Here is a 5,508-nt window from a genome sequence, read left to right on the forward strand (position 1 = left end):
CCCCCACCCCCGAGACAGAGGGCTGGCACCTCCTGCGCCGCCCCGAGGACCTCGCCTTCCCCCTCCACAGCGCCGCGGTCCGAGCCTTCTTCGAGGGCCGCTACATCTGACCCCCACCCGGCTGCCCAGTCGCAACGCCCCTTACCGGGAAGGGGCGTTGGCCATACCGTGAGGCTTCATGAGAAGACAGTGGATCCTCACCCTGGCCGCGGTCGGGGCCGTTCTGCTGGCAGCCGGGGGGTACGAGGTGGGAGTGCGGACCCACGGTTCGGCGGCCCCGTCGTGTGCCGCGTCCCGACACGCGGCGGAAGGCCTCGTCGACGAGTGGACGAAGCAGGAGCCGCACACGGATGACGCGCAGCGGCTCCTCAAGGCGCGGGCGGTGGCCGACGCCATCCTCCAGAACCCGCACTGCTTCACCCCCGAGGTCGACGCCCGGGCGCAGGCCGCCGCACAGCAGCTCGGCCAGAGCGGCATCACGGACGATGTGCGTCTCGCCGCGGGCGAGTTCGTCTGCGAGGCGCTCGGCAGATCACCGTACGACTGCCGAGCATGAGCGTCCCCACCGACGATGCGGACCCGCATCCGGAGAGGATGCTCCTGACGATCCACCCGATTCCACCACCGGCTCGGACCAGCCGGGCCGCTGACACGGAGCGACGGAGCGACGGAGCGACGGAAACCACCCGGGCAATCCCGCCCGAACAAGCCGTGCCTGGCTCACCCGAGTCCCCGTACCCGCACCGGCCACTCCGGCTCGCTCACCCCGTCCTCGCCCTCCCGGGTGACCGCCACCTTCCCGCCCTGGTGGCGGGACACATAGCGTTCCATCTCCGGTACGTCCCAGCCGTCGCCCGCGTCCCGTATCACCAGGCCGCCGCCGGTCCGGCCGGGGGCCGGGGCCCAGGTCTCCAGTTCGAGGCCGGAGTCGCCGCGCACCGGCAGCACCGCGCCCGCCCGTGCGAACACCGGTATCCGGGACAGCGGCGCGTCCACCAGGACCTGTCCGGGGCCCTCGTAGACCCGTTCCGTCGTGGTGTCGTACCAGCGCCCCCGCGGCAGCCGCACCACGCGCCGGTCCGCGCCCGCCTCCAGCACCGGTGCCACCAGCAGACTGTCACCCAGCAGAAACGTGTCCTCGCAGTCGCGCAGGGCCCGGTCCTCCGGTGCGCTCCACCACACCGGCCGCACATAGGGCGCCCCGGTGCGCCGGGCCAGATGGGAGAGCGTCACGAAGTACGGCAGCAGCCGCCGGCGTTCGAGCAGCGCCGCCCGCGCGTGCTCCAGCACCTCCGACCCGAACTCCCACGGCTCACGCCGCCCGGCCCGGAGACTCGCATGCGTGCGGAACAGCGGGAGATACGCGCCGAGTTGGAACCACCGCAGATACAACTCCGGTGACGGACTGCCGTCGAAGCCGCCGACATCCGGGCCCGAGTACGGCACCCCGCACAGCCCGAGCCCCAGCACCAGCGACAGCGACGCCCGCAACCCCGGCCAGCCCGTCGCCACATCGCCCGACCATGTGCCGCCGTACCGCTGCATCCCCGCCCAGCCCGACCGCGTAAGCAGGAACGGCCGCTCCTGGGGCGCCAGTTCGCGCAGCCCCTCGTATCCCGCGCGCGCCATGCACAGCCCATACACGTTGTGCGCCTCGCGATGGTCCCCGCCGCGCCCCTCCAGCGCGTGCCGGGCCGAGCGCGGCAGCGTCGGCTCGCCGAAGGCGTTGAAGGACACCGGCTCGTTCATGTCGTGCCAGAACCCGGCGAACCCCTGCTCAAGACGCTCCTCGTACAGCCCGCCCCACCACTGACGCACCCGCGGATGCGTGAAGTCCGGGTACACCGACTCACCGGCCCACACCACCCCCCGCACCGGCCGCCCCGAGGCGTCCCGCACGAACGCGTCCACCGCCGTGCCGCCGTCGTACACCGGGTCCCCCGGCGCCGCCTTCACCGCCGGATCCACGACCGAGACCAGCCGGATCCCGTCCCGCCGCAGCTCCTCCGCGAGCACCGGCAGCTTCGGGAACCGCTCCCGGTCCACGGTGAAGACCCGGTGGCCGTCGTAGTGGTCGATGTCCAGATGCACGGCGTCCAGCGGCAGTCCGCGCTCCTGATAGCCCGCGACGATCCGGCGCACCTCCTGCTCGCTGCCGAACCCCCACCGCGCGTGCTGATGCCCGAGCGCCCAGGCCGGCGGCAGCGCGGGCGCCCCCGTCAGCGAGGCCCAGGTGAGCAGCACCCGCGCCAGCGGCCCCACCATCACCCAGCAGCGCAGCGGCCCGCCGTCCATCCGCAGCTCGCAGCGCCCCGCCCGGTCGTGCCCGGACCCCGCGCCCTCCTCGCCCTCGCGCAGCACCGCCGTGCCGTCCCACGTGGTGTCGTAGAACATCAGATGCGTCCCCGCGTCCGCCACCACCAGCTGCACCGGCATGGTCAGATACAGCGGATCGTCACCCGGTGCGAACGAACCTCCGGGATCGGTGTTCCACAGCCGGTACGACCCGTCGCGCAGCCGCGGCCCGGACGCGCGCCCGCCGAGCCCGAAGAACCGGGCGTCCGCCGCCACCTCCGCACGCTGCATCCACCGCCCTGCGCCCCCCTCGACCGGCTCCCACCAGCGCGGCGGCAGCTCCCGGCGCAGCACCACACCACCCGGCGTGCACACCTCCACCGCGCCGTGCCGCGAGACGACGACCGTCACCCGCTCGGCCACCACCCGCCAGCCGCCGTCCTTGTCCGGCTCCAGGACCGCCCGCGGATCCGGCTCGGGGCCGCTCCCCGCCAGCGCGTACGACGGCCCCGGCGCCGTCCCGTCCCAGCCCCAGAACACCGCGCCGTTCACCGCCACCATGATCCGCAGCTCCGACCGGCTGAACCGGATCACCCCACCGCCGGGCCCCGGCTCGGCGCTCTCCACCTGACCGGGCACCCGCGCCCGCTCCGCCCCCCGCCGGGGCAGCCCGGCGGCGTCGATCCGCCGTCTGCGCCACGCCGCCCGCACCCCCCTCGCAGCTCGTCCCGAACCGATCACACGCACCGAACGCACCAGGTCACGACCGTCCATGCTGCTCACCCTGCCACCGAGCGCCCCGCGCCCGCGTGCCGTTCAATTTCCGTTCACCTCTGCCGGACCCGCCGTTTCACCGGCCGGACGAGTTTCACCAGACGTCATCAGACGGATGACCAGACGGATGATATGAAGCTCACCCTGGTGCGGAAGTCGATCACATGGCATCGTCCCTGTCAGCCGCGTCACGCGCACACCCAGCCGTGCGCGGACCGACGCACACGACGCGTACAGTCCGGGAGCCGCCCCATGTCGACCGCGAACCCCCAGCCGCTCTGGCAGCCCGATCCCGCGCGGATCGCCCAGGCACGCATCACCGCGTTCCAGGCGTGGGCCGCCGCCCACCACGGGGCCCCGGCCGACGGCGGCTACGCCGCACTGCACCGCTGGTCCGTCGACCATCTGGACGCCTTCTGGAAGGCCGTCACCGAGTGGTTCGATGTCCGCTTCTCCACCCCGTACACCCAGGTCCTCGGCGACCGCGCGATGCCCGGTGCCCAGTGGTTCCCCGGCGCCACCCTCAACTACGCCGAACACGCCCTGCGCGCGGCCGAGGACCGCCCCGACGAGCCCGCGCTGCTGTACGTGGACGAGACCCACGAGCCACGCCCCGTCACCTGGGCCGAACTGCGCGGCCAGGTCGGCTCGCTCGCCGCCGAACTGCGCGCCCTCGGCGTACGCCCCGGCGACCGCGTCAGCGGCTACCTGCCCAACATCCCGCAGGCCGTCGTCGCCCTCCTCGCCACCGCTTCCGTCGGCGCCGTGTGGACCTCCTGCGCCCCCGACTTCGGCGCCCGCTCCGTCCTCGACCGCTTCCAGCAGGTCGAACCCGTCGTCCTGTTCACCGTCGACGGCTACCGCTACGGCGGCAAGGAGCACGACCGCCGCGAGACCGTCGCCGAACTGCGCCGCGAACTGCCCACCCTGCGGGCCGTCGTGCACATCCCGCTGCTCGGCACCGAGGCACCCGAGGGCGCCCTCGAATGGTCCGCCGTGACCTCCGGCGACACCGCGCCCGTCTTCGAACAGGTCCCCTTCGACCACCCGCTGTGGGTGCTCTACTCCTCCGGTACGACCGGCCTGCCCAAGGCCATCGTCCAGTCCCAGGGCGGCATCCTGGTCGAACACCTCAAGCAGCTGGGCCTGCACTGCGACCTCGGCCCCGAGGACCGCTTCTTCTGGTACACCTCGACCGGCTGGATGATGTGGAACTTCCTCGTCTCCGGCCTGCTCACGGGTACGACGATCGTCCTGTACGACGGCAGTCCCGGCTACCCCGACACCGGCGCCCAGTGGAAGGTCGCCGAACGCACCGGAGCCACCCTCTACGGCACCTCCGCCGCCTACGTCATGGCCTGCCGCAAGGCCGGCGTCCACCCGTCCCGCGACTACGACATCTCCGCCGTCAAGTGCGTCGCCACCACCGGCTCCCCGCTGCCGCCCGACGGCTTCCGCTGGCTGCACGACGAGGTCGGCGAGGACCTCTGGATCGCCTCCGTCAGCGGCGGCACCGACGTCTGCTCCTGCTTCGCGGGCGGCGTACCCACCCTGCCCGTGTACACCGGCGAACTCCAGGCCCCCGCCCTCGGCACCGACCTCCAGGCCTGGGACCCCGCGGGCGAACCCCTCGTGGACGAGGTGGGCGAACTCGTCGTCACCCAGCCCATGCCGTCCATGCCGATCCGCTTCTGGAACGACCCCGACGGCAGCCGGTACCACGACAGCTACTTCGACACCTACCCCGGCGTCTGGCGCCACGGCGACTGGATCACCCGCACCGGGCGCGGCACCGTGATCATCCACGGCCGCTCCGACTCCACCCTCAACCGGCAGGGCGTCCGCATGGGCTCCGCCGACATCTACGAGGTGGTCGAACGCCTGCCCGAGATCAAGGAATCCCTGGTCATTGGCATCGAACAGCCCGACGGCGGCTACTGGATGCCGCTGTTCGTGCACCTCGCCCCGGGCGCCAGCCTGGACGACACGCTCCTCGACAAGGTCAAGCGGGCCATCCGCGAACACCTCTCGCCGCGCCACGTCCCCGACGAGATCATCGAGGTGCCCGGCGTCCCGCACACTCTCACCGGCAAGCGCATCGAGGTCCCGGTCAAGCGCCTCCTCCAGGGCACCCCGCTGGAGAAGGCGGTCAACCCCGGCTCCATCGACGACCTCACGCTGCTCGCCTTCTACGAGGAACTGGCCCGCAAACGCGGCTGACACCCGCCCCCGTGTGCGGACGGCCCCGGCCCCACCGATGACGACGGTGGGCCCGGGGCCGCCCCATGCCCAGGAAAGTCGCAGGTCAGAGCGCTCGCACCGGGCATTGTCAGTGCCGACGGTTACGGTGAGAGAGCATTGATCGACCGCGCACACATGGGGGAAACATGGCGCACACCGACCACCGGACCATGCGCAGCGTCCTGCGCCGCGAGATCG

General features: G+C 72.5%; 3 protein-coding genes and 1 pseudogene. 3 read left to right on the forward strand and 1 reads right to left on the reverse strand.

The annotated features are described in order from the left end of the window. Nucleotides 1-110, forward strand: a pseudogene (locus CCN72_RS40630) (NUDIX hydrolase); the annotation flags it as partial. A gap of 68 nt (nt 111-178) precedes the next feature. Continuing rightward, the gene (locus CCN72_RS19115; RefSeq protein WP_086808575.1) at nt 179-556 is read left to right on the forward strand and encodes a hypothetical protein; all 378 of its coding nucleotides are present in this window, start codon (nt 179-181) and stop codon (nt 554-556) included. 164 nt (nt 557-720) lie between these two features. Here CCN72_RS19115 and CCN72_RS19120 read toward each other — a convergent pair whose 3' ends face one another. Next, entirely contained in the window at nt 721-3,069 is a 2,349-nt protein-coding gene (locus tag CCN72_RS19120) for a glycoside hydrolase family 31 protein (RefSeq protein ID WP_086808576.1), read from the reverse strand. A gap of 252 nt (nt 3,070-3,321) precedes the next feature. Here CCN72_RS19120 and CCN72_RS19125 point away from each other — a divergent pair, with 252 nt between their 5' ends. Further along, the gene (locus CCN72_RS19125; protein WP_086808577.1) at nt 3,322-5,289 is read left to right on the forward strand and encodes an acetoacetate--CoA ligase; all 1,968 of its coding nucleotides are present in this window, start codon (nt 3,322-3,324) and stop codon (nt 5,287-5,289) included. Nucleotides 5,290-5,508: the final 219 nt, after the last annotated feature.

It is taken from the genome of Streptomyces murinus (assembly GCF_002154555.1).
Lineage (GTDB): Bacteria > Actinomycetota > Actinomycetes > Streptomycetales > Streptomycetaceae > Streptomyces > Streptomyces murinus.

Bases quoted from the DNA above. Each gene is read 5' to 3' on its own strand.
- CCN72_RS19120 (WP_086808576.1), bottom strand. From the start codon at position 3,069: ATGGACGGTCGTGACCTGGTGCGTTCGGTGCGTGTGATCGGTTCGGGA.
- CCN72_RS19125 (WP_086808577.1), top strand. From the start codon at position 3,322: ATGTCGACCGCGAACCCCCAGCCGCTCTGGCAGCCCGATCCCGCGCGG.
- CCN72_RS19115 (WP_086808575.1), top strand. From the start codon at position 179: ATGAGAAGACAGTGGATCCTCACCCTGGCCGCGGTCGGGGCCGTTCTG.